This is a genomic window from Streptomyces sp. NPDC002817, from assembly GCF_053592055.1.
In genome coordinates, this window is sequence record NZ_JBSFUY010000001.1 from 1 (window position 1) to 23,925 (window position 23,925).

Genomic DNA, 23,925 nt, shown 5'->3' on the forward strand with positions numbered 1-23,925 from the left:
GTTGATAGGCCGGATCTGGAAGCACGGTAACGTGCGGAGGTGACCGGTACTAATAGGCCGAGGGCTTGTCCTCAGTTGCTCGCGTCCACTGTGTTGGTTCTGAAACCACGAACAGCCCCATATCCATGGTCACGGGTATGGTGCGGCTGACAGTTTCATAGTGTTTCGGTGGTCATAGCGTGAGGGAAACGCCCGGTTACATTCCGAACCCGGAAGCTAAGCCTTACAGCGCCGATGGTACTGCAGGGGGGACCCTGTGGGAGAGTAGGACACCGCCGAACAAATTTTAGAAAAGGCCCACGCCATCAGGCGTGGGCCTTTTTCTATTTCAAGACCTTTCTTTTCTTTCCGATCTGCTTTTCTGAGTGCTGAATTACAGACGTCCCGCCGTTTTCAGAGCCAGATACGCGTCCGCCAGAGCCGGCGCCAGCTCATCCGGTGTTGCGTCGACGACGGTGACACCGTGACGTCGGAGCTGTTCCGCGGTGCGATGACGTTCGCTCTGTGCTTGTGCGGCTGATGCGGCCTCGTAGACGGCGTCGGTGTTTCCGCGGGCTTTCGCCATGCGGGAGACATGGGGGTCGGCCACGGACGCCACGAGGACGGTGTGGCGCTGGGTGAGCTGGGAGAGGACGGGAAGCAGTCCTTCTTCGACCGGGGCGGCGTCGAGGGTCGTCAGGAGCACGATCAGGGAGCGGCGTGGGGCCGTCCTGAGCGCAGTGGCCGTAAGACCGCGTGCGTCTGTTTCGACGAGTTCCGGTTCGAGTGTCGCCATTGCGTTGACCAGGGACGGTAGGACGTCACTTGCTGTGCGGCCCTGGACCAGGGCGCGTAGCCGGCGGTCGTACGCGAGGAGGTCGACGCGGTCGCCGGCGCGGGAGGCGAGTGCTGCCAGGAGTAGTGCCGCGTCCATGGAGGCGTCGAGGCGTGGGGCGTCGTCCACACGGCCGGCTGACGTACGGCCGGTGTCGAGGACGACGAGGATGTGGCGGTCGCGTTCGGGGCGCCAGGTACGTACGGCGACCGCGGACTGGCGGGCTGTGGCGCGCCAGTCGATGGAGCGTGTGTCGTCGCCGGGGACGTATTCGCGAAGGCTGTCGAATTCTGTGCCCTCGCCGCGGGTGAGCACGCTGGTGCGGCCGTCGAGTTCGCGTAGTCGGGCGAGCTTGGACGGGAGGTGCTTGCGGCTGGTGAACGGGGGCAGGACGCGTACCGTCCAGGGGGCGTTGTGGGTGCCTTGGCGGGTGAAGAGGCCGAGGGGGCCGTAGGAGCGGATCGTCACGCGGTCGGCCTGGCGGTCGCCTCGGCGGGTGGGGCGTAGACGGGTCGTGAGGCGGCGGCGTTCACCGGCGGGGACCGTGAGGCGGTGGCGGGAGGCGGTCGTCTCTGTGCCGGGGAGCCAACTGCTGGGGGGCCAGGCGTCGCGGAGATGGGCCCGGAGCGGGCGGTTGGACGGGTTGGTGACCGTCAGAGTGACGTCGGCCGTCTCTCCCAGGCGTACGGAGGTGTCGCCGGAGCGGGTCAGGCGCAGGCGGCGTACGGGGGCCGCGAGGGCGAAGTCGCAGGCGCAGGCCAGGGCCAGGGGGGCATTCACGGCGAGGAGGCCCGTCAGGCCGGGTTCCCAGATGCCGACGGGGATCGAGCCCAGGGCCGCGAGGAGTGCGGCGCGTCCGGTGAGTGCCATCAGCGGGGGACAGGGACGTGGGCGAGGATCGCGTGGATGACGGAGTCGGCTGTCACGCCCTCCATTTCGGCCTCCGGGCGGAGTTGTACGCGGTGCCGGAGGGTGGGGAGCGCGAGGGCCTTCACGTCGTCGGGGATGACGTAGTCGCGGCCCGTCAGCCAGGCCCAGGCGCGGGAGGTCGCGAGGAGGGCCGTGGCGCCTCGGGGAGACACGCCGAGGGTGAGGGACGGGGATTCGCGGGTGGCGCGGCAGATGTCGACGACGTAGCCCGTGATCTCGGGGGAGATGGTCGTCTTCGCGACCGCTGCCCGGGCGGCTTCCAGGTCTGCGGGGCCTGCTACCGGGCGGATGCCGGCGGCGTGCAGGTCGCGGGGGTTGAAGCCTTCGGCGTGGCGGGTGAGGACGTCGATCTCGTCCTGGCGGGAGGGGAGGGGGATGGTGAGTTTGAGGAGGAAACGGTCCAGTTGGGCTTCGGGGAGGGGGTAGGTGCCCTCGTATTCCACCGGGTTCTGGGTCGCGGCGACCAGGAACGGGTCCGGGAGCGGGCGCGGGGTGCCGTCGACCGTGACCTGGCGTTCCTCCATCGCTTCGAGGAGGGACGACTGGGTCTTGGGGGGCGTGCGGTTGATCTCGTCCGCGAGGAGGAGGTTGGTGAAGACCGGGCCGGGCTGGAAGGAGAACTCGGCGGATCGGGTGTCGTAGACGAGGGAGCCCGTCACGTCGCTCGGCATGAGGTCCGGGGTGAACTGGATGCGCTTGGTGTCGAGTTCGAGTGCGGATGCGAGGGCGCGGACGAGCAACGTTTTGGCGACCCCAGGGACTCCTTCCAGTAGGACGTGTCCGCGGCAGAGGAGGGCGACGACAAGGCCGGTCACGGCGGGGTCCTGGCCGACCACGGCTTTGGCGATCTCGGCGCGCAGGGCTTCCAGGGAGGCCCGGGCGGTGTCCGGATCCCCGGTGTACCCGGCGTTGTCAGTGGTCGGGGCCATCATGAACGGCGTACCTCTCTTTCGAGGGCGTCGAGTTGGTCGGCGAGAGAGACGAGGGCTGCGTCGTCACCGGGTGGCGGGCCGAAGAGCAGGGTGGGCAGGGTCTGTCCGTCGCTGTGGAGATGCGCGGACAGAGCGGGGAGCAGGGCTTCGGGCGCGTGTGCCTGGGTGACGGGGACGCCTACGAGGGGGGCGAGGCGGGTGCGGGTGGTGGAGCGGAGAGCGGCGCCGGCGCGGTCGCGGGCGTTGGCCTTGCGGTAGAGGCGGGCTCGGCCTTCGACGGTTTCGGAGGCGCGGATCGCCACGGGGAGTCTTTCGGGTACGAGGGGGCCGAGCCGGCGTGCCCGCCAGAGGGCGGCCAGGGCTGCGGCGACGAAGAGTTGCAAGGTGCCCCAGCGCCAGCCCGAGGGGAGCAGGTCGAAGAAGCTGCGTTCGTCGTCGTCGGCGGCCGACGCGTCGGAGAGCGAGGGGAGGTACCAGACCAGATGGGGGCGGGAGCCGAGGAGTTGGAGGGCGAGGGAGGCGTTGCCCTGCTCGTCGAGGCGGTCGTTGCGGAGGATGTCGGGCGCGCCGAGTACGACGGTGTCGCCGCCCCCGGTCGCCGGGACTCGCAGCAGGGTGGCCAGGCGCTGGCTGGGGTAGCAGGAGTCCGCGTCGAGGTGGGTGGTGGTGTAGCGGATGCCGCCGGTGTCGGCGGAGCCCGCGCGCCGGGCGGCGGGCAGGTCGCAGTCGGGTTCGAGCATGGAGTCGGCGCTGGTGGCGGGGTCTGCCGTGACGTCGGGGGCGAGCCGTTCGACGGAGGCGCTGCCGGGGGCGACGAGGAGGGTGCGGCCGCCGGATTCGGCGGTCGTGGAGTGCAGACGGGTCTGTTGACGGTGCGTCAGCAGGTCGGGGAGGGCGACCAGGAGGGTGGTGTCCGGGCCGGTGGCGGCGCGTGCCTCGTCCAGGGTGGCGACCACGCGCGTGGACACCCCCCGGTCGGCGAGGAGTTCGGCGACGGCGCGGCTGCCGTAGGGGTCGGCGGAGCGCGGGTCGAGGTCGCCGTGCCGGGCGTCGGAGCGCATCACGGCGATCGTGACGGCCGCCGCCAGGAGGGCGACGAGGGCGAGAGCGATGCCTCGTGTGCGGGTCCATACCTGGCGTGCGGTGGGCGAGGCCGGGGTGGGCTGGAGGGTGGCCCCGGTGGTCATTCGGCGGCTCCCTGGCGGGTGTTGGGGGCCGCGCTGTGGGTGCTGCTCGCGAGCTGGGGCTTGGTGCGTTCCAGGTCGCGGTCGAGTTCGGCGATGCGTTGGTACGACTGCTGGCTCGCCCTGCGGCCGCCGTATGTGACGTCGTCGAAGTCGCGGGCGGCGGTGTGCAGCCGGTCGGCGCGGGAGGGCAGGGCGCGGGCGGCTTCCGCGGCGGCCTCGTCGGCGGTGCGGCCGGGGCGGATGTCGAGGAGGGCGCGTTCCTCCAGGGAGCGGACGATGGCCCGCATGCGTTCCTGGACGGCCTGGTTCCAGTGGCCCTGGGCGGCGTGTGCCTCGGCGGCCGCGCGGTGTTCGGCGGCGCTGCGGGGGCGGTCGTCGAACAGGGCGGCGGAGGAGGCGGGTTCGCGGCGAGGGGTGCCGAGGCGCCACCACAGGGCGCCGAGGACCGCGAGGACGGCCAGGATGATGACGACCAGGCCGAGCGCGCCGCCGGGGGTCGCGGTCGCGGCTGTGTCGAACAGTTTGCCGACCCAGTCCCAGAAGGCGTCGAGGGCACGCTGGAACCAGCTGGGGTCGTTCTCGTGGTACAGGCGCTTGGACAGCTCGCGTCGCGCCGCCTCGCGCGCGGGATCACGCGGGACGGTGATCGGCGGTTCGCCGTCGGAGCGCGACAGTGACAGCACGAAGGTGTCGCCGGCGCGCACGACTGCGCTCGGCATCGCCGGCAGCGATGCCAGAACTCCCCCCGTCAGGCTCACCGCATCAGCCTCCGGGCGTGGGGCCGGGTGTGCCGGAGCCGGAGTCCTGGATGCCGGCCGCGCGGGAGAGTTCGAGGTCGAGGGCCTCGCGGCGGATGCGCTGGTCGATGTAGAGGAGCACGGTGACGCCCGCGGTGATCGGGAAGGTGATCATGGCGCCGATCACCGAGCCGATGCCGCTGACGATGAGGTACGTCCAGCCGAGATCGCTTCCGCTGTTCACGAGGCCGGTGAAGCCCTCGCCGTCCAGGGCGGAGGCGATGAAGGCGAAGGGGAGGACGACGATCGAGGCGACGATGTTGGCGATGAGCGTGGCGAGCAGCTGGATGCCGAAGACGCGCCACCAGGAGCCGCGGACCAGCTTCGCGGAGCGGCTCAGCGACTTGAGGATGCTCTGCTTCTCCAGCATCAGCGCGGGCGAGGCGAGGGAGAAGCGGACCATCAGCCACAGGGCGACGACGCCGGTGGCGAGGCTGCCGAGGACGGCGAGGGCTGCTCCCGCGTCGCCGGCTCCCGCGACGACGGCGAGGATGCCCGGCAGGGCACCGACGGCGGCGACGGCGACGGCGATGAGGATCAGCAGGAAGATCAGGCCGAAGAGCTTGGGCACCTGAGGCCGGGCGTCGCGCCAGGCCTCGCCGGTGGTCACCGATTTGCCGAGGACCGCGCGGCTGGTGACCGTCGTGAGCAGGGCGGTCGCCACGATCGTGCCGATCAGCGAGATCAGGAAGACGACACCGGTGCTGAGCATGGCGTCGCCCAGGGCGCGGGTCAGTTCGTCGACGCTGGCACTGGGGTCGTCGAGAGCCGCGGTGCTGGCGTCGTTGAGGACCAGGCCCTCGAGGAGGATGACGACGATCTGCGTGACGACCGCCACGGTCAGGGAGATGCCCAGGACCGTGCGCCAGTAGGTGCGCATGGTGGAGACCGCGCCGTCGAGGATCTCGCCCACGCCGAGCGGGCGCAGCGGGATCACACCGGGTTTGGCCGCCGGCGGGGGGCCGCCCCAGCCGCTCCCCCAGCCGCCGTACCCGCCATGTCCGCCTTGGCCGGCACCGGGTCCGCCGGGGCCGGCCGGGGGACGGGCGCCCCAGCCCGGGCCGGGCGGTGGGGGCGGCGGGGTCTGGCCGGGGTTCGCCGGTCCGGTCGGTGCGGACCACTGGGCGGGTGGCGGCTGCTCCTTGGACCACTTCGAGCCGGGGCCCTGCGGTTCAGTGCCGGGCTGGTTCGAGGGGTCGGGACGGTCTGCGGGCTCGGCAGGGCCGGACGCACCGGGCTCCTGCCCGTCGGACGGGGCAGATCCGGGCGAGGCCCAGCCCGGAGTGTCTTTCATCGTCGCTCCTTCACGGTGCCCGTCCGCGGTCGCGGTGGCAGGTTGGCAGCCATCGTGCCATGGGGTGGTCGTCGGGGGACCGGGCACGGTATCGGCTGCACACCTTCAATTGTCCGCCGGATACGGGGCAGACTGACCGCATGGCTGATCAGTACGCGCAATCCGGCGAGGACAGCAGGCCGACCGAGATACCGACGATCCGCTGGGAAGAGCCACCCGAAGGTCCCGTCGTGGTCCTTCTGGACCAGACGAGGCTGCCGGCCGAGGAGGTCGAGCTGGTCTGTACGGACGCGCCCGCGCTGGTGGAGGCGATCCGTTCGCTCGCCGTGCGCGGGGCGCCGGTGCTCGGCATCGCGGGGGCGTACGGCGTCGCGCTCGCCGCCGCGCGCGGCTTCGACGTGGACGAGGCCGCTACCGGGCTCGCGGGTGCCCGGCCCACCGCGGTGAACCTCTCTGTCGGCGTGCGGCGGGCGCAGACCGCGTATCGGGCCGAGCTCGCCAGGAGCGGAGACGCGGGGCAGGCCGCGGTGGCGGCGCTGGTCGCGGCGCGGGCGTTGCACCGGGAGGACGCCGAGGCCAGTGCTCGGATGGCGGAGCGCGGGCTGGTGCTGCTTGACGAGTTGTTGCCCGGCGGTGGGCATCGGATCCTCACGCACTGCAACACCGGTTCGCTGGTGTCGGGTGGCGAGGGGACGGCGTTCGCGGTCGCGCTCGCGGCGCATCGGGTGGGGCGGTTGAGGCGCCTGTGGGTGGACGAGACGCGTCCGTTGCTGCAGGGTGCTCGGCTGACGGCGTACGAGGCGGCGCGCAGCGGGATGGCGTACACCCTGCTCACCGACAACGCGGCGGGGTCGCTGTTCGCGGCGGGTGAGGTGGACGCGGTGCTGATCGGGGCGGACCGGATCGCGGCCGACGGGTCGGTGGCGAACAAGGTGGGGAGCTATCCGCTCGCGGTGCTCGCGCGGTATCACCATGTGCCGTTCATCGTGGTGGCGCCGGTGACGACGGTGGATCCGGACACGCCGGACGGGGCGTCCATCGAGGTCGAGCAGCGTCCCGGGTTCGAGGTGACCGAGGTCGCCGCGCCGCAGGTGCCGGTGACGGGAGCGGGGGGTGGGATGCCGGTGGCGCCGCTGGGGACCCAGGCGTACAACCCGGCGTTCGATGTGACGCCGCCCGAGCTGGTCACGGCGATCGTCACGGAGGAGGGCGTTGTCTCGCCGGTGACGGCCGAGGCGCTGGAGGAGCTGTGCGCCAGGTCGCGTGAGGTGACGATCGGCTAGCGCTCCGATGGCGGGCGATGCCCGGCCGAAAGCCGTAGGGCCGACCATGGGGTGAAGGTGCGCCTACGCTGGGTGGCTGACAGCCGTTACTGACATCGACGTCGCCGGACGGGGGCAGACAGTGATGACCTGGTACGACTATCGTCACGGGCCAGTGACCCTGCTCACCAGCGCCTCTGTCACTGTTATGAGAATGGGATGATGGCGTTTATGAAGGGACGAGTCCTTGTCGTCGACGACGACACCGCACTGGCCGAGATGCTCGGCATTGTGCTGCGTGGTGAAGGTTTTGAGCCGTCTTTCGTAGCCGACGGCGACAAGGCGCTGGCCGCATTCCGTGAGACCAAACCCGACCTGGTGCTCCTGGACCTGATGCTGCCCGGTCGGGACGGCATCGAGGTGTGCCGCCTGATCAGGGCGGAGTCCGGGGTGCCGATCGTGATGCTCACGGCGAAGAGCGACACCGTCGATGTCGTCGTGGGCCTGGAGTCGGGTGCCGATGACTACATCGTGAAGCCGTTCAAGCCGAAGGAGCTCGTCGCCCGTATCCGGGCGCGGCTGCGGAGGTCGGAGGAGCCGGCACCCGAGCAGCTCTCCATCGGCGACCTCGTCATCGACGTGGCCGGTCACTCCGTGAAGCGGGACGGGCAGTCGATCGCGCTGACGCCGCTGGAGTTCGACCTGCTGGTCGCGCTGGCGCGCAAGCCGTGGCAGGTGTTCACCCGTGAGGTGCTGCTCGAGCAGGTGTGGGGTTACCGGCATGCCGCTGACACCCGTCTGGTCAACGTGCATGTGCAGCGGCTGCGCTCCAAGGTCGAGAAGGACCCGGAGCGGCCCGAGATCGTGGTGACCGTTCGTGGTGTGGGATACAAGGCAGGACCCAGCTGACATGTCCGGAGACAGTGCCGCTTCGTCGCCCGGGCGGACCGGGGCCCGTGCGGAGCGGCCTGTCGGCCGGAAGACGTCGGGCTCCCGCTGGGGACGTTTCTTCGAGGGCGGGCTGCTGCAGGGCGGAGTCCAGGGTAGCCCGGTCCTGAGGCTGTTCATGCGCTGGGTGCGTCGGCCGCTGCTGCCCGTCATGCGGCTGTGGCGGCGCAACATCCAGCTCAAGGTCGTCGTCACCACGCTGCTGATGTCGCTGGGCGTGGTGCTGCTGCTCGGCTTCGTCGTCATCGGACAGGTGCGCAACGGGTTGCTCGACGCCAAGGTGAAGGCGTCGCAGAGCCAGGCCACGGGTGGTTTCTCGGTGGCGAAGCAGAAGGCCGACGCGGCGGTGAGCGCGGGCGGCGAGGACGCCGCGGGCGCGGACGGGCGCGCCAACCAGAACGTCAGCCAGTGGATGGGCGACCTCGTGGAGTCCCTCTCCAGTGGTGGCCAGGGCGCCTTCGACGTCGTCACGCTGCCTGCGGGTGGAGACAGCGGTGGGCGCGGTCCGCGTGCCTCCGGCAACGTCTTTCCGACGACGAGCGTGCCCCAGGACCTGAGGGACCGCGTCGACAGCAGCCTGCTCCCGGCCCAGAGCTACACCCGGATCGTGTACACCGACGGTCAGGAGTCGCAGCCCGCGCTGATCATCGGCAAGCAGGTCAACGACCCGAACAACGAGCCGTACCAGCTCTACTACCTCTTCCCGCTCACCCAGGAGGAGAAGTCGCTGAGCCTGGTCAAGGGGACGCTGGCGACGGCCGGGCTCTTCGTCGTCGTACTCCTCGGGGCCATCGCCTGGCTGGTGGTGCGTCAGGTCGTCACGCCGGTGCGGATGGCGGCCGGGATCGCCGAGCGGCTGTCCGCGGGGCGTCTGCAGGAACGTATGAAGGTCACCGGTGAGGACGACATCGCCCGGCTCGGTGAGGCCTTCAACAAGATGGCGCAGAACCTTCAGTTGAAGATCCAGCAGCTGGAGGACCTGTCGCGGATGCAGCGGCGGTTCGTGTCCGACGTGTCGCACGAGCTGCGGACGCCGCTGACGACCGTACGTATGGCCGCTGACGTCATCCATGACGCGCGGGAGGACTTCGATCCGGTGACCGCGCGGTCGGCGGAGCTGCTCGCCGACCAGTTGGACCGGTTCGAGTCGCTGCTCGCCGACCTGTTGGAGATCAGCCGGTTCGACGCGGGGGCGGCGGCGCTGGAGGCGGAGCCGATCGATCTGCGGGTGGTCGTGCAGCGGGTCGTCAGTGGGGCCGCGCCGCTCGCCGAGCGCAAGGGCACGCGGATACGGGTCCTGGGAGACCAGCAGCCCGTGGTCGCCGAGGCCGACGCCCGGCGTGTGGAGCGGGTGCTGCGCAATCTCGTGGTCAACGCCGTGGAGCATGGCGAGGGCAAGGATGTCGTGGTCAAGCTGGCCTCGGCGGGCGGGGCGGTCGCGGTCGCGGTGCGCGACTACGGCGTAGGGCTCAAGCCCGGTGAGGCGACCCGGGTCTTCAGCCGCTTCTGGCGGGCCGACCCGGCACGCGCGCGTACCACCGGTGGTACGGGTCTGGGGTTGTCCATCGCCCTGGAGGACGCGCGGCTGCACGGCGGCTGGCTGCAGGCGTGGGGTGAGCCGGGTGGTGGCTCGCAGTTCCGGCTGACGCTGCCCAGGACGGCGGACGAGCCGTTGCGGGGCTCGCCGATACCGCTGGAGCCCAAGGACTCGCGCCGTAATCGTGGACTTAATGACGCCGGCTTGCCGCGCGCGGGGGACGGGGAGAAGCGCGCCACCGTGCCGGTGCAGACATCGAGCGAGCCGGCGCCGCTCGCGCCGAGGATGTCCGCCGCCCCCACCGCGGATCCGACGGCGCTGCCCGGCAACGGCGCGCGCGTGGTCCCGCGGCCCACCGGGGGAGCGAGGCAGGCGGACGACACGGGCGTCGCGGACTCGCAGTCCTCGGATGCCCGGAACGTCGGTCCTGAGGACCGGAACAAGCAAGGGGAGGCAAGTCGTGGGCGCTGACCGCGTGGGGGGCGGCCGGCGGGGGCCGGTGCGCACGGTGGTGTCGGTCGCCTGCGGCGCCGTACTGCTGGCGGGGTGCGCCTCGATGCCGGACAGCGGGGATCTGCGCGGGGTGGAGTCCACGCCGCGCCAGGACCCGCAGGTACGGGTCTACGCACTGCCGCCCCGTGAGAACGCCGAGGCGCCGGAGATCGTGGACGGCTTTCTCGAAGCGCTGACCAGCGATGACTCCGATTTTGAGACGGCGCGAAAGTATCTGACCGCCAACGTCGCGCGCACGTGGAAGCCCGAGGCGTCGCTCACGGTGCTCGCGGACGGGCCGGACTCGTCCGAGAAGCTTTCGAGCGGCGGGAAGGACTCGTCCGACGCCGTGTTCTCGCTGACCGGCGAGAAGGTCGCCACCGTCGACGGACAGCAGGTGTACTCGCCCGCCGACGGCCAGTACGACAAGACGCTGCACCTCGTGCGTGAGAAGAAGTCCAAGCAGTGGCGCATCGACTCGCCGCCGCTTGGCGTGGTCATGGGCAAGTCGGACTTCCTGCGTAACTACACGTCGGTCAACAGGTACTACTTCGCCTCGAACTCCTCGACCGAGTCGGACGGTCAGCCGGTGGCCGTCGCCGACCCCGTCTATGTGCGCAAGAAGGTCGACCCGATGACGCAGACCGTGAGTCTGCTGCTCGCCGGGCCCTCTCGCTGGCTGAACCCGGTCGTCAGGTCGAGCTTCCCCACCGGTACGGCGCTGAAGAAGGACGTCACGCAGCTGACGCCCGACGACCAGAACCGGCTGACGGTGCCGCTGAATGCCAAGGCGGACCGGGTCGGTTCGAAGAAGTGCCGCGAGATGGCCGCCCAGCTCCTGTTCACGCTGCGGGACCTGACCCCCACCGGGGTGAGCTCGGTCGAACTGCAGCGTTCCGACGGCACACAGCTGTGCGACCCCCTCGACGAGAGCGACGCCGAGAACGCGGTGAAGCACGAGGTCACGAAGGACGGCTACCAGTACTTCATCGACAACAAGCACCGCCTCGTCAGACTGGCGAGCGCGAGTGTCAACCCGGAGTCCTTCGCGGCGGTGCCGGGTGCGCTCGGTGAGGGCGAGAAGGAGCTGCGGTCGGCCGCGGTGTCCCGGGACGAGCGCAAGGCGGCCGGGGTGTCCCTCGACGGCAGAGACCTGTACGTCGGGTCGCTGGTGTCGGGGGCCTCGCTCGGCGAGCCGGTCCTGCACAGCGACGGCAAGACCCAGAACGACCGTCTCACCACGCCCAGTTGGGACGGCGAGGGCGACCTGTGGGTGGCCGACCGCGATCCCGACCACCCTCGGCTCCTTCTTCTGAAGAAGGGTGCGGGCGAGCCCATCGAGGTCGACACCACGGGGCTCGACGGACGCATCGACGCGGTGCGGATGGCCGCCGACGGAGTGCGGATCGCGCTCATCGTGGAGAAGGGCGGCAAGAAGTCCCTCTACGTCGGGCGGATCGAGCGGGGTGACAAGGCGAGCGGGCAGAAGCCCATCGCGGTCGTCGAACCTCGCTCGGTGGCACCGCAGTTGGTGGAGGTCACCGCCATGTCTTGGGCTGGGGACAGCCGGCTCGTGGTGGTGGGGCGCGAGGACGGTGGCGTGCAGCAGATGGCGTACGTCCAGGTCGACGGCTCCACTCCGGTGGGGTCGGCGCCTGCCGCGCTGACGGGCGTGAAGGCCCTGGCTTCGTCCGAGGACGAGCAGCTGCCGTTGATGGCGTACTCGGAGGAGGACGGCATCGTCCGGCTGCTGTCCGGGGCGAAGTGGCAGCAGGTGGTGAAGGACGGGACGGCGCCGGTCTATCCCGGGTAGGAGCGGCGGGGGTCGATGAGGCCCGGTCGGTGCGGTGGGCGGTTTCGGACCGGGTCACGAGCGGTGCGGGGAGTTGTCCACAGGGGGTTGTCCACAGGGGTGGTCGGGCGCCGCGGGCGTTGGCACAGTGGTGGGCATGCGGGGGTGGTGGCAGGACCTGACCGATCTGGTGCTGCCGGCCGAGTGCGGTGGCTGCGGGAGGGCTCGCACGGTGCTCTGTCCGGAGTGCCGTGCCGCCCTGAGCGGGACCGTGCCGTGCCGGGTGCGACCGGAGCCTGAGCCGGCGGGGCTGCCGGCGGTGCATGCGGCTGCGCGGTACGCCGACGAGGTGCGGGCGGTGCTGCTGGCGCACAAGGAACGTGGCGCACTGACCTTGGCGGCACCGCTGGGCGCGGCTCTGGCGGAGGCTGTGCGGGCGGGACTGCGGGAGGCGTGGACCGGGGGTGCGGCGGGGGCCTGCGGTGCGGTGACGGGGCCTGGCGCGGGACCGACGAGGGCTGGGTGGGGTTCTGCGGGGCCTGGGCGGGGCTCTGAGGGGGCTGAGCGGGGGCGTCGTGTCGATGGGCCGGGGTGTCCCGGGCAGGGGCCTGTGGTGGCCGGTGGCGCGTTCGGAGGCCTGACACGGGGTGGTGGTCGGGGGGCCGTGGGAGCTGGGTGGGCCGGACGTGCTGCGGGGGCCGAGGGCCGGGGTCTGGTGGAGCCCGTGGAGGGGCGGACGGGCGATCCCGGGGCAGGTGCCGGCTGGGGGTCGGAGGGTGCCTTGATGGGGCGTGGAGGCGGCCGGGTGGGGGCGGGTGGTCGAGGTTCCTTGAGTGCCGGCGCGGGGCGTGGTGGTGGTTTGGCGGGGGCGGGTGGTCGAGGTTCCCTGAGTGCCGCCGAGGGGCGTGGTGGTGGTTTGCCGAGCGTGGGCGTGCGCGTAGGCGCGAGTGGGGGCACGGGCACGGAGCGTGGTGGCGGTTCGGCGGGGGCCGGGGCTGGGTGTGGTGGCGGTTCTGCGGGGGTCGGTGGTCGGGGAGCGGTGGGTGTCGGGGCGGGGCCGCCTGTGGATGGTGCTGCGGGGTTTGCTGGGGCTGCTGTGGGGCCTGGGGCGGGGTCGGCGGGAGACGGTTCCGGGTTTGCGCCGGTAGCGGGAGTCAGCGGTTCAGGAGCGGACGACGGGGTCGTGCTGCTTGTTCCTGTGCCGTCCGCGCGGCGGGTGGTGGGGGCTCGGGGGCATGATCCGGCGCGGCGGATCGCGCTTGCGGCGGCGGGGGAGCTGCGGCGTGGTGGGGTCGCGGCGCGGGTGGTCGGGGTGTTGCGGCAGCGGCGTGCCGTGGCTGATCAGGCGGGGCTCGATTCGCAGGAGCGGCTGGAGAATCTCGCGGGTGCGCTCGAGGTCGTTCCCGGTGGTGGGCGGTTGCTTCTCGATGGTCCGGTCGTGCTCGTCGACGATCTGATGACGACGGGTGCGTCCCTGACGGAGGCGGCGCGTGCCGTGCGGGCAGCTACGGCTGTGGCTGCGGAGGAGGTTGCGCGGGGGCGTGAGGGCGGCTCGGTCGCGTACGGCTCAGCCGTAACGGCTGTGTACGGCGCGGCTGCTCGGGAAGGCACAGGGGGACGGAGGAATCGATTGGCGGAGGCAGACATGGGCGGTGGGCCCGGAATGGTGCGGACCTACCGTGCCGGTGACGTCATCTGCGCGGCTGTGGTCGCGGCGTCGCCAGGTTCTTTCGAAATAAACCGGAACTGACTGCGAACTTGCATCGTTGCAGGTAATGAGAGGACCAATTCACCTGAACGGAGGTACGCCGCGGTAGAGGGTGACGACATCCGTCCGGGCGAGATATGTTCGGTTGTGAGGAAAGGCGCAGGCCACACCTCTCATATCCGATTGCCGTGCCGCGGGTTTTTCACAATCACCCGTCCCGGTGGAGTGGAGATCTTGCCCACGGGGGAGGAGGTGGACGTCACCGAGTCCGAGGTTCCGGGGCTCACCGGGACCTGGTGCAAAAGGGAGATGCTCCGCCAGTGGCGCGGAGTGATCCGGGAACGGAGTTCTGCGTGGACATCGTCGTCAAGGGCCGCAAGACCGAGGTGCCCGAGCGGTTCCGCAAGCACGTGGCCGAGAAGCTGAAGCTGGAGAAGATCCAGAAGCTCGACGGCAAGGTGATCAGCCTCGACGTCGAGGTGTCCAAGGAGCCGAACCCCCGACAGGCCGACCGCTGTGACCGAGTGGAGATCACGCTCCGCTCCCGCGGTCCGGTCATCCGGGCGGAGGCGGCGGCAAGTGATCCGTACGCGGCGCTCGACCTGGCGGCGGAAAAGCTCGACGCCCGGCTGCGCAAGCAGCACGACAAGCGTTACTCCCGTCGCGGCTCACGCCGGCTCACGGCGGCCGAGGTCCCCGACCACGTCCCGGGCGCGGCGACGCTCAACGGGAACGGCAGCCCGGTCCATGAGCAGGAGCCGGACGGCGTACCCACCAAGAAGATCGGCTCGCTGGAAGTGAAGGGCGAAGGCCCCCTCATCGTCCGCGAGAAGACCCACGTCGCCTCCCCGATGACCCTTGACCAGGCTCTTTACGAGATGGAGCTGGTCGGGCACGACTTCTATCTGTTCGTCGACTCCGAGACCAAGGAACCGAGTGTCGTCTACCGGCGGCACGCCTACGACTACGGCGTCATCCACCTCAGCACGGACCCGATGGTCGCCCAGGCGCAGCCTCCCGCGGCCGGCGGCACGCTGGGTGGCTGACACGCCCGGCTGACGGCTGAGCGGTGCCCCTGGAGCGCGTGTGCGCCCCCAGGGGCACCGGCGTGCGACCACTTCGCGCCCGGCTCTGTCACCGCAGTGTCGTCCGGGCATGAAATCATGGCCGCATCGGCCCAACCGGTGGGTCGTTGCCTTGGGTTGGCGATGGCACATGACCAGCCACAGCCTTCAGGGGGAGGAACGATGGCGGACAGCTTCGGACCGATGCATGACGGGGACGCCGGCGACGGCGTCGTCGGCATGGGATCGGACACGGGCTCACCACGCAAGGAGCCCATCCGTGTCCTGGTCGTCGACGACCATGCCCTCTTCCGGCGGGGACTCGAGATCGTGCTCGCGGCCGAGGAGGACATCCAGGTCGTGGGCGAGGCGGGCGACGGCGCCGAGGCCGTCGACAAGGCCGCCGATCTGCTGCCCGACATCGTCCTGATGGACGTTCGGATGCCCAAGCGGGGTGGTATCGAGGCGTGCACCTCCATCAAGGAGGTGGCACCCAGCGCCAAGATCATCATGTTGACGATCAGTGATGAGGAAGCCGACCTCTACGAGGCGATCAAGGCGGGCGCGACCGGTTATCTCCTCAAGGAGATCTCCACGGACGAGGTGGCCACCGCCATTCGTGCGGTGGCCGACGGGCAGTCGCAGATCAGCCCGTCCATGGCGTCGAAACTGCTCACCGAGTTCAAATCGATGATCCAGCGGACGGATGAACGCCGACTTGTGCCCGCGCCGCGGCTGACGGACCGGGAGCTGGAGGTTCTCAAACTCGTCGCCACGGGTATGAACAACCGCGATATCGCCAAGGAGTTGTTCATCTCCGAGAACACCGTGAAGAACCATGTGCGCAACATCCTGGAGAAGCTGCAGCTGCACTCCAGGATGGAGGCCGTCGTCTATGCGATGCGGGAGAAGATCCTCGAGATCCGCTGAGGTCCGTTGAGGCCCGGCGGTTCCGTCAAGCCAGTGCTCGGGTGAGTTCACTGGTCAGGGGCTCGCGGAGTTCCGGCGCGTCCACTCTTTCGACGCGTACGTCCGTGCAGTCCACCCAGCTCGCCGCCTCGACCAGCGCCTGGGCCACCGCCGGGACCGCCTTCGGGCCGTCCAGGGTGACCTGCCTGGCGACGAGGGTGCGGCCCTCGCGCGCCGGGTCCACACGGCCGACGAGACGGCCGCCGGCCAGGACCGGCATCGCGAAGTAGCCGTACACCCGCTTCGGCTTGGGGACGTAGGCCTCCAGGCGGTGGGTGAAGCCGAAGATCCGCTCCGTGCGCGCGCGCTCCCAGATCAGGGAGTCGAAGGGCGACAGGAGGGTCGTACGGTGGCGGCCGCGCGGGGGTGTCTCCAGGGCCGCGGGGTCTGCCCAGGCCGGCTTGGACCAGCCTTCGACGGTGACCGGGACCAGGCCCGAGTCGTCGATCACCGCGTCGACCTGGTCGCCCTTGAGGCGGTGGTAGTCGGCGATGTCCGCGCGGGTGCCGACTCCGAGGGACTGGCCGGCGAGGCGGACGAGGGTGCGCAGGCACTCGGTGTCGTCCAGGTCGTCGTGCAGCAGGGCCGCTGGGACGGCGCGTTCTGCCAGGTCGTACACGCGCTTCCAGCCACGGCGCTCCACGCAGACCACCTCGCCGTACATCAGCGCGCGCTCCACGGCGACCTTCGTGCCGGACCAGTCCCACCACTCGCTGGTCTTCTTCGCGCCGCCCAACTCCGTGGCGGTGAGGGGGCCTTCGGCACGGAGTTGCTTGATGACCTGGTCGTAGGTGCCGTCCGGGAGGGTGTGATTCCAGTGCGGGCGGCTGCGGTAGGCGCGGCGGCGGAAGGCGAAGTGGGGCCATTCCTCGATGGGGAGGATGCAGGCGGCGTGGGACCAGTACTCGAAGGCGTGTGTGTCCGTCCAATAGGCGTCCTCGACCGTTTTGCGGCCTACGGCTCCCAGTCGGGCGTACGGGATGAGTTCGTGGGAGCGGGCCAGGACCGAGATGGTGTCGAGTTGGACCGCGCCGAGGTGGCGGAGGGTGCCGCGGACGCCGGCCTTGCGGTTGGGGGTGCCGAGGAAGCCCTGGGCGTGGAGGGCGATGCGGCGGGCCTCGTCTGCGGAGAGCGCTGCGGTGGGGCGCGGGGTCGTCATGCTTCCGCACGATAGGAGGTGGGACTGACAGTGGGAGGTGACCTGGGGGTTCTTCGGGGAGTGCGCTCCCGACCCTGAGGGGCTGCGCCCTCAGACGCCCGCTTCGTCGCTGAAGGGGCCTCGTCCTCGAACGCCGGACGGGCTGAAAGCACGGGGCCTGTCAGGAGGTGGAAGGTGTGTGTGCCGGCAGATAGGGCGCCGTCGACGGCAGACCCAGGTCCGAGGGCAGCAGGGAACCGACCCAGCAGTCTCGTCGTACGCCCTTGTTGTTGACCGCTGAGCGGAGGGTGCCTTCGAGGGTGAAGCCGGCGCGTTCCGCCACCGCGCGGGAGGGGGTGTTGCCTACTTCCGCGCGCCATTCGATGCGGTCGACGGAGAGGGCTGTGAAGGCCCAGCGGGCGGTTGTGGTGGTGGCCTCGGTGATGTAGCCGTTGCCGCGGTGTTCCTTCGTGGCCCAGAAGCCGATTTCGGCGACGCCGAGGGAGCGCATGGTGATGCCGAGCATGCCGACGAGTTCGCCGGAGGGAAGGAAGACGCCGAAGGTGAACATGGAGTCGTTGGCCCAGCCGTCGGGGGCGAACTGTTCCGTGAAGGCCTGCGCGTGCTCGTGGAGATACGGCGAGGGGAACTGGGAGAGCCAGCGCTGCATCTCGGGGTCCTGGGCGGCGACGTACACGTCGTCGGTGTCGTCGGGACCGACGGTGCGCAGAACCAGGCGGCCGGTGGTGAGCGTGACGGGTTCCATCGGCCGATTCTGCTCGGGATGCGGGCACGGACGCCATCTTTTTGCTCTGTGTGAGCGGGTGATCACACTTCGCGCAAATCGTCGGGGGAGCGCGGCACCATCCGCAACCTGCGTCCGTTGTCCCCTTTGACGGAGATTTGAAGCAGCGGACGGTCGGCGTCCTCGGCAGGCTCCCGGCGTGGCCGGGTCCTCGCATACGATGGCCGTTGCTCAGTCAAGTCAAATGGAAACCGACCGTCCCAGGCCCGACCGGCAAGGAGACTTACCCCCGTGTCCGTCCTCTCGAAGATCATGCGTGCAGGCGAAGGCAAGATCCTGCGCAAGCTGCACCGCATCGCGGACCAGGTCAACTCCATCGAAGAGGACTTCGTCGACCTCTCCGACGCCGAGCTGCGGGCCCTCACTGATGAGTACAAGCAGCGGTACATCGATGGTGAGACGCTGGACGACCTGCTGCCCGAGGCGTTCGCCACCGTGCGCGAGGGTGCCAAGCGCGCGCTCGGTCAGCGTCATTACGACGTGCAGATCATGGGTGGCGCCGCCCTCCACCTCGGCTACGTGGCCGAGATGAAGACCGGCGAGGGCAAGACCCTCGTCGGCACCCTGCCCGCGTATCTGAACGCGCTGTCCGGCAAGGGCGTCCACCTGATCACGGTCAACGACTATCTGGCCGAGCGCGACTCCGAGATGATGGGCCGCGTCCACAAGTTCCTGGGCCTGGACGTCGGTTGCATCCTCGCCAACATGACGCCCGCCCAGCGCCGTGAGCAGTACGCGTGCGACATCACGTACGGCACGAACAACGAGTTCGGCTTCGACTACCTGCGCGACAACATGGCGTGGTCCAAGGACGAGCTCGTCCAGCGCGGCCACAACTTCGCGATCGTCGACGAGGTCGACTCCATCCTGGTCGACGAGGCCCGTACGCCGCTGATCATCTCCGGCCCGGCCGACCAGGCCACCAAGTGGTACGGCGACTTCGCCAAGCTGGTCACGCGCCTGAAGAGGGGCGAGGCCGGCAACCAGCTCAAGGGCATCGAGGAGACCGGCGACTACGAGGTCGACGAGAAGAAGCGCACGGTCGCCATCCACGAGCCCGGTGTCGCCAAGGTCGAGGACTGGCTGGGCATCGACAACCTCTACGAGTCGGTGAACACCCCTCTGGTGGGCTACCTGAACAACGCCATCAAGGCGAAGGAGCTCTTCAAGAAGGACAAGGACTACGTCGTCATGGACGGCGAAGTCATGATCGTCGACGAGCACACCGGCCGTATCCTCGCCGGCCGCCGCTACAACGAGGGCATGCACCAGGCGATCGAGGCGAAGGAAGGGGTGGACATCAAGGACGAGAACCAGACGCTCGCCACGATCACCCTCCAGAATTTCTTCCGCCTCTACAAGCGTCACGACCACAACGACAAGGAACAGCCCGGCCTCTGCGGCATGACCGGTACGGCGATGACCGAGGCCGCCGAGTTCCACCAGATCTACAAGCTCGGCGTCGTCCCGATCCCGACCAACCGGCCCATGGTCCGCAAGGACCAGTCGGACCTGATCTACCGCACCGAGGTCGCGAAGTTCGAGGCGGTCGTCGACGACATCGTCGAGAAGCACGAGAAGGGCCAGCCGATCCTCGTCGGTACGACGTCGGTCGAGAAGTCCGAGTACCTCTCCCAGCAGCTCAGCAAGCGCGGAGTCCAGCACGAGGTGCTGAACGCCAAGCAGCACGACCGGGAGGCGACGATCGTCGCCCAGGCCGGCCGCAAGGGTGCCGTGACCGTGGCCACCAACATGGCCGGCCGCGGTACCGACATCAAGCTCGGCGGCAACCCCGAGGACCTCGCCGAGGCCGAGCTGCGCCAGCGCGGCCTCGACCCCGAGGAGCACATCGAGGAGTGGGCGCAGGCACTGCCCGCCGCCCTGGAGCGTGCCGAGCAGGCGGTCAAGGCGGAGTTCGAGGAGGTCAAGGACCTCGGCGGGCTCTACGTCCTCGGTACCGAGCGGCACGAGTCGCGTCGTATCGACAACCAGCTGCGCGGTCGTTCCGGCCGTCAGGGCGACCCGGGTGAGTCCCGCTTCTACCTGTCGCTCGGCGACGACCTGATGCGTCTGTTCAAGGCCCAGATGGTCGAGCGCGTGATGTCGATGGCGAACGTCCCGGACGACGTGCCGATCGAGAACAAGATGGTGACGCGCGCGATCGCGTCCGCCCAGTCGCAGGTCGAGCAGCAGAACTTCGAGACGCGTAAGAACGTCCTGAAGTACGACGAGGTCCTCAACCGCCAGCGCGAGGTCATCTACGGCGAGCGGCGCCGCGTCCTGGAGGGCGAGGACCTGCACGAGCAGGTGCAGCACTTCATGAACGACACGATCGACGCGTACATCGGCGCGGAGACCGCCGAGGGCTTCGCGGAGGACTGGGACCTCGACCGGCTGTGGGGCGCGTTCAAGCAGCTCTACCCGGTGAAGATCACCGTCGAGGAGCTGGAGGACGCGGCCGGCGACCGGGCCGGGCTGACCGCCGACTTCATCTCCGAGTCCATCAAGGACGACATCCACGACCAGTACGAGGGGCGCGAGGCGCAGCTCGGCTCCGAGATCATGCGTGAGCTGGAGCGCCGGGTCGTGCTGTCGGTCCTGGACCGCAAGTGGCGCGAGCACCTCTACGAGATGGACTACCTCCAGGAGGGCATCGGCCTGCGCGCGATGGCGCAGAAGGACCCGCTGGTCGAGTACCAGCGCGAGGGCTTCGACATGTTCACCGCCATGATGGAGGGCATCAAGGAGGAGTCCGTCGGCTACCTGTTCAACCTGGAGGTCCAGGTCGAGCAGCAGGTCGAGGAGGTCCCGGTCGAGGACGACAAGCCGTCGCTCGACAAGCAGGACTCGGTGCCGGCGCAGGCGGGTGCGCGTCCGGAGATCCGTGCCAAGGGCCTCGACGCTCCGCAGCGTCGGGATCTGCACTTCTCCGCGCCGACCGTGGACGGCGAGGGTGGTGTCGTCGAGGGCGAGTTCGCCGACGACGAAGAGCCGGTGCGGTCCGAGGCGGATGGCCTGACGCGGGCGGAGCGGCGCAAGCAGTCGCGTGGGCGGCGTCGCAAGAAGTGACGGCGTCCGCGACGTTGTAGCGGTGTGAAGGGCCGGGTCACCTGGGGTGGCCCGGCCCTTCGGCGTTCGTCTACGGGTGTGTGAGTGCGCGGGGGCACCCGCACCGCCCGTGCGGGTCCGCCCTGCGAGGGCTCCTGGTGTCAGGCGTCGTCCGTGCGGCTGCCCCTGGGGCCGCCCAGTTCCACCGCTGCGCAGCGCCAGCGGCGGTCCCGGCCCTGTTCCAGGCGGAAGGCCATGGCGCGGAGCTGGTCGCCGGCGCCGATGCGGGCGAAGGCCTCGACCGCGCCGTCGCGGGGGACGTAGTAGCCGATGTCACGGACGACGGGGCGGGTGCCGTGGGTGCGGAGGGGGCCGCGTTCGGCGAGCACGGCGAGTTCGTCGTAGGCCTGGCCGATGGTGTGCCGGAGCATCGAGTGGACGGGGCGCCGGCCGCTGAGGACCGCGAGGAGGAGGTCGGCGAAGAGGTCGGTGGGGCGGGGCTGGGGGATGGGCCTGCGAGGCGACTGGGAGGGGACGACAGGGGCGACGAGGGGCCTTTCGCGGGCCTCTGGGCGAGTCGTCGGCGGACGGTTGTCTGCGGGGGCGGTGCGCGGGCCGGTGCCGGTCCGTGAGCCCGGCGGGCGGCTGTCGTCCGCGGCGGTGCGGAGCGTGCCGCCGGTCGGGGTGCGGGGCGGGGTGGTGCCCGGGCGGCGTGCGTCACGGCGGCCCGGGGGGCGGGTGCCCGGACGGTTCTGTGCCCTGGTCATGACCTTGTTCATGGGGTCCCCGTTCGGTGAGCCCGGAGTTGTACCGGGCGGTAACTTTTGTCTTGGGGATCTTGTACGGGGCCGCGGGTGGCAGCGGCAAGGAAGCCGGGGGCCGGGTCGAGCGGCCGGGATGTTCACTTATCCGAGTGAGCGAGGCGGGCTGAAGGCCATGACCGCGGGGGCGCACCGGGTGAGTTCCCGGACCGGGGTGGACGCCTCCGGACGCAGGGGCAGGGACTCGAAAGGGGACGCCCGCACGTATCCTGAAGGCCCTCACCGAGGCCCCTGCGGAGCATTCAGACCCCGCCCTCCGACCACGAAAGCGGCAGCCCATGCGCGTCTACGTCCCCCTGACCCTCTCCGGTCTCGCCGAGGCGTACAAGACGGGCGAGCTGGGGTCCGGACCGCTCGTCGCCTACGCCGTGACGCCCGCGTTGCGCGAGTGGTACCTCTCCGACGACATCGAGGAGCTGGAGTACGCGGCGCTGAACCGGGCCGCGCTCGCCTCGCTGCGGCTGCTGGTGGCCGACCCCGAGGCGGCGCGGCGCCGGGTCGTGGTCGCCGTCGACGTGCCCGACGGCGCGGCGGCCTCCGACCCCGACCGAGGGCTCGACCCGGCCGCGCTGGGCGAGGTGCGGGTCGACCGGACCGTGCCGCTGGCCAAGGCGGCAGCCGTGCACGTCGACGCGAGTGACGCCGAGACGGACGTCACCGCGGCCGCGCAGGCGCTCGCGGCGGCGGACGGCGGGGACGACGACGCGCAGTTCGTCGTGGACGGAGCCGGCGACCACGAACTGCTCTGGTTCGCCACGCAGGAGATCCCGAACCTGGTCGGGCTGGGGAACTGAGGGGCCGGCCGTGCCTCTGTGACCTGCTGGTCACTTGATTGTCAGTGGCGGCGGGTACATTTTTTTGACATGGGGAAGCAAACGGGCGCGCACATTGTGTGGGACTGGAACGGGACGCTGTTCCACGACAATGACGCGATCATCGGGGCGACGAACGCGGCGTTCGCCGAGCTGGGACTCGCGCCGATCACGATGGAGCGGTATCGGGCGCTGTACTGCGTGCCGGTGCCGAAGTTCTACGAGCGGCTGTTGGGACGGCTGCCGACCGATGCCGAGTGGGTCGTCATGGACGAGACCTTCCATCGGTACTACACCGAGCATCGGGTCGGCTGCGGGCTCACGGTGGGTGCGGCCGAGCTGCTCGAGGGGTGGCGGTCGGCGGGGCGCAGCCAGTCGATCCTCAGCATGTACGGGCACGAGGAACTGCTTCCGCTGGTCCGGGGGTTCGGGATCGAGGCGCACTTCATACGCGTCGACGGACGGACCGGGCCCTCCGGGGGCAGCAAGGCCGAGCACATGACACGACACCTCGCGGCACTGACGGGGGCGGTGGGAGTGGACCCTGCGCGGACCGTGGTGATCGGGGACGCGGCCGACGACGCGGTGGCGGCGCGGCATGTGGGGGCGCGGGCCGTGCTGTACACGGGGGGTTCGCACAGCCGGGCCAGCCTGGAGGAGGTCGGGGTGCCTGTGGTGGACACCCTGGCGGAAGCGGTTGTGGAGGCGGAGCGGCTCGCGGCGTAGCGGAGGGGCCGGCTCGTCAGGTTCCCGGGCGCGGGGGCGAGGGCTGAGCAGTGGCGGTGCGTGGGTCGGTGGGATCCGCGCGACCGGCCTCCACCCAGCCGCCGCCGGACGACTACCTCACCGGCATGCCTCTCACGTCACCGGCGCCTTCGCCCGCAGGATCGTCAGGAACTCGCGCATCCAGCGGGAGTGGTCCGGCCAGGCCCGGGCGGAGACCAGCGTGCCGTCCACGACCGCCTCGGCGTCCTGGAAGGTGGCCCCGGCCGCCTGCATGTCGAGTTCCAGGGCGGGGTAGGCCGTGACGCGGCGGCCGCGGAGGCCGTCGATCGCGGCGGTGAGCAGGGGACCGTGGCAGATCTGGGCGACCGGCTTGTCCGCGTCGAAGAAGGACTTGAGGATCTTGCGGAGTTCGGGGTCGTTGCGCAGGTACTCGGGGGCGCGGCCGCCGGGGATGACGATCGCGGCGTACTGACCGGGGTCGACCTCGGCGAAGGCGAGGTCGGCGGGCCAGGTGTAGCCGGGCTTCTCGGTGTAGGTGTCGAAGCCGGGTTCGAAGTCGTGGACCACGAACCGGAGCTTCTTGCGGGTGGGGGCCGCGATATGGACGTCGTAGCCCTCTTCGCGGAGGCGCTGGTAGGGGTACAGGACCTCCAGTGACTCCGCTGCGTCGCCGGTGACGATCAGGATTTTGGCTGTCATGTCGGCAATGTGCATCCGGAACAGGCCCTTGCCAAGGGGGCCGGTCGATGACGACCACCGCATGGTGTGCCGCTCCCTGCCCCTGTGCAGAACGTCAAAGTTCGACCCCCGGTTTTGTACACATACGGCTCATGACGGGCCCCCTGTAAG

At 70.1% G+C, this 23,925-nt stretch carries 19 protein-coding genes, 1 rRNA gene and 1 pseudogene; 12 read left to right on the forward strand and 9 right to left on the reverse strand.

Annotated features, from left to right (window positions below):
• Window positions 1–164: 164 nt before the first annotated feature.
• Window positions 165–281, forward strand: a 5S ribosomal RNA gene (gene rrf, locus ACWD3I_RS00005).
• Window positions 282–373: 92 nt separating this feature from the next.
• Here rrf and ACWD3I_RS00010 read toward each other — a convergent pair.
• Genes ACWD3I_RS00010 through ACWD3I_RS00030 form a run of 5 tightly spaced genes read right to left on the reverse strand, consistent with a single transcriptional unit; the run spans window position 374 to window position 5,954 of the window.
• Window positions 374–1,684: a DUF58 domain-containing protein gene (locus tag ACWD3I_RS00010; protein ID WP_365402053.1), complete on the reverse strand. Its 1,311-nt coding sequence runs from the start codon at window positions 1,682–1,684 to the stop codon at window positions 374–376.
• Window positions 1,684–2,673 carry an AAA family ATPase gene (locus ACWD3I_RS00015; protein ID WP_365402050.1) on the reverse strand — a complete coding sequence of 330 codons (990 nt, stop codon included), beginning with the start codon at window positions 2,671–2,673 and terminating at the stop codon, window positions 1,684–1,686. The genes ACWD3I_RS00010 and ACWD3I_RS00015 overlap by 1 nt, the downstream gene beginning before the upstream one ends.
• Window positions 2,673–3,863: a DUF4350 domain-containing protein gene (locus ACWD3I_RS00020; protein WP_365402048.1), complete on the reverse strand. Its 1,191-nt coding sequence runs from the start codon at window positions 3,861–3,863 to the stop codon at window positions 2,673–2,675. The genes ACWD3I_RS00015 and ACWD3I_RS00020 overlap by 1 nt, the downstream gene beginning before the upstream one ends.
• Window positions 3,860–4,582 carry a DUF4129 domain-containing protein gene (locus ACWD3I_RS00025; protein ID WP_365402045.1) on the reverse strand — a complete coding sequence of 241 codons (723 nt, stop codon included), beginning with the start codon at window positions 4,580–4,582 and terminating at the stop codon, window positions 3,860–3,862. The genes ACWD3I_RS00020 and ACWD3I_RS00025 overlap by 4 nt, the downstream gene beginning before the upstream one ends.
• A 43-nt stretch (window positions 4,583–4,625) precedes the next feature.
• Window positions 4,626–5,954 (reverse strand): hypothetical protein, encoded by a 1,329-nt coding sequence (locus ACWD3I_RS00030; protein ID WP_365402042.1) that lies wholly within the window; start codon window positions 5,952–5,954, stop codon window positions 4,626–4,628.
• Window positions 5,955–6,094: 140 nt separating this feature from the next.
• On the opposite strand from ACWD3I_RS00030, the gene mtnA reads away from it, so the two are divergent.
• From mtnA to ACWD3I_RS00070, 8 genes and pseudogenes are all read left to right on the forward strand, one after another.
• Window positions 6,095–7,237: an S-methyl-5-thioribose-1-phosphate isomerase gene (gene mtnA, locus ACWD3I_RS00035; protein ID WP_365402039.1), complete on the forward strand. Its 1,143-nt coding sequence runs from the start codon at window positions 6,095–6,097 to the stop codon at window positions 7,235–7,237.
• A 198-nt stretch (window positions 7,238–7,435) separates the two neighbouring features.
• Window positions 7,436–8,125, forward strand: a complete 690-nt coding sequence (mtrA, locus tag ACWD3I_RS00040; RefSeq protein ID WP_199924729.1) for a two-component system response regulator MtrA — start codon at window positions 7,436–7,438, stop codon at window positions 8,123–8,125.
• Window position 8,126: 1 nt separating this feature from the next.
• Window positions 8,127–10,172 carry an MtrAB system histidine kinase MtrB gene (gene mtrB, locus ACWD3I_RS00045; protein WP_365402035.1) on the forward strand — a complete coding sequence of 682 codons (2,046 nt, stop codon included), beginning with the start codon at window positions 8,127–8,129 and terminating at the stop codon, window positions 10,170–10,172.
• Window positions 10,162–12,006: an LpqB family beta-propeller domain-containing protein gene (locus ACWD3I_RS00050; RefSeq protein ID WP_365402032.1), complete on the forward strand. Its 1,845-nt coding sequence runs from the start codon at window positions 10,162–10,164 to the stop codon at window positions 12,004–12,006. The genes mtrB and ACWD3I_RS00050 overlap by 11 nt, the downstream gene beginning before the upstream one ends.
• A gap of 136 nt (window positions 12,007–12,142) precedes the next feature.
• Window positions 12,143–12,493 (forward strand): annotated as a pseudogene (locus tag ACWD3I_RS00055) (ComF family protein); the annotation flags it as partial.
• 675 nt (window positions 12,494–13,168) lie between these two features.
• Window positions 13,169–13,735: a ComF family protein gene (locus tag ACWD3I_RS00060; RefSeq protein ID WP_451084018.1), complete on the forward strand. Its 567-nt coding sequence runs from the start codon at window positions 13,169–13,171 to the stop codon at window positions 13,733–13,735.
• Window positions 13,736–14,046: 311 nt separating this feature from the next.
• A complete protein-coding gene (hpf, locus tag ACWD3I_RS00065) occupies window positions 14,047–14,739 on the forward strand; it encodes a ribosome hibernation-promoting factor, HPF/YfiA family (RefSeq protein ID WP_451083998.1) in 693 nt (230 codons plus the stop codon).
• 201 nt (window positions 14,740–14,940) lie between these two features.
• Window positions 14,941–15,687, forward strand: coding sequence for a response regulator transcription factor (locus tag ACWD3I_RS00070; protein ID WP_365402026.1), 747 nt, complete (start codon window positions 14,941–14,943; stop codon window positions 15,685–15,687).
• Window positions 15,688–15,712: 25 nt separating this feature from the next.
• Here ACWD3I_RS00070 and ACWD3I_RS00075 read toward each other — a convergent pair whose 3' ends face one another.
• Entirely contained in the window at window positions 15,713–16,885 is a 1,173-nt protein-coding gene (locus ACWD3I_RS00075; RefSeq protein ID WP_365402023.1) for a winged helix-turn-helix domain-containing protein, read from the reverse strand.
• 160 nt (window positions 16,886–17,045) lie between these two features.
• Window positions 17,046–17,630: a GNAT family N-acetyltransferase gene (locus tag ACWD3I_RS00080; RefSeq protein WP_365402020.1), complete on the reverse strand. Its 585-nt coding sequence runs from the start codon at window positions 17,628–17,630 to the stop codon at window positions 17,046–17,048.
• Window positions 17,631–17,900: 270 nt separating this feature from the next.
• Between ACWD3I_RS00080 and secA the strand changes: the two genes are divergently transcribed.
• Entirely contained in the window at window positions 17,901–20,738 is a 2,838-nt protein-coding gene (gene secA / locus ACWD3I_RS00085; RefSeq protein ID WP_365402017.1) for a preprotein translocase subunit SecA, read from the forward strand.
• 140 nt (window positions 20,739–20,878) lie between these two features.
• Here secA and ACWD3I_RS00090 read toward each other — a convergent pair whose 3' ends face one another.
• Entirely contained in the window at window positions 20,879–21,496 is a 618-nt protein-coding gene (locus ACWD3I_RS00090) for an Rv3235 family protein (protein WP_365402014.1), read from the reverse strand.
• Window positions 21,497–21,816: 320 nt separating this feature from the next.
• Here ACWD3I_RS00090 and ACWD3I_RS00095 point away from each other — a divergent pair, with 320 nt between their 5' ends.
• Together ACWD3I_RS00095 and ACWD3I_RS00100 are read left to right on the forward strand one after the other, a co-directional pair.
• Window positions 21,817–22,332 (forward strand): DUF6912 family protein, encoded by a 516-nt coding sequence (locus ACWD3I_RS00095; RefSeq protein WP_365402011.1) that lies wholly within the window; start codon window positions 21,817–21,819, stop codon window positions 22,330–22,332.
• A gap of 69 nt (window positions 22,333–22,401) precedes the next feature.
• On the forward strand, window positions 22,402–23,076 hold the full coding sequence (locus ACWD3I_RS00100) for an HAD family hydrolase (RefSeq protein WP_365402008.1): 675 nt from the start codon (window positions 22,402–22,404) through the stop codon (window positions 23,074–23,076).
• 132 nt (window positions 23,077–23,208) lie between these two features.
• On the opposite strand, the gene ACWD3I_RS00105 is transcribed toward ACWD3I_RS00100, so the two are convergent.
• Entirely contained in the window at window positions 23,209–23,775 is a 567-nt protein-coding gene (locus ACWD3I_RS00105) for a DJ-1/PfpI family protein (RefSeq protein WP_266826265.1), read from the reverse strand.
• Between the last annotated feature and the right edge of the window lie 150 nt (window positions 23,776–23,925).